This window comes from Pantoea sp. GbtcB22 (genome assembly GCF_019091025.1).
GTDB classification, from domain to species: Bacteria; Pseudomonadota; Gammaproteobacteria; order Enterobacterales; family Enterobacteriaceae; genus Pantoea; species Pantoea leporis.
Genome location: NZ_JAGXKB010001015.1, coordinates 1 through 230, shown reverse-complemented (window position 1 = coordinate 230; position 230 = coordinate 1). Strand labels below are relative to the sequence as shown.

1 pseudogene is annotated in these 230 nt (G+C 50.9%); it reads right to left on the bottom strand.

Annotated elements, in window-relative coordinates:
* Positions 1-230 (bottom strand): annotated as a pseudogene (locus KVT28_RS27355) (glycosyl transferase); the annotation flags it as partial.

Genomic DNA, 230 nt, shown 5'->3' with positions numbered 1-230 from the left:
ATCGGAACGCGCAAAAGTCAGCGTGTAATCATGCCCGAGATCCCACTCCAGATTGGTGTGTTGCTGCGATGGGCGCTGTAACTGCTGATAAAGAGTTTGTGCCGTTGGGTTGGCTCCACCTATCCATTGACTCAGCAGCGGATGGGGGCGAATGATCAGATGAATGACTTGACGCTCAATCAGTTTTAAGAACGCCGAGCAGTAAAGGCTGAACGTGGTGTACATCTTCT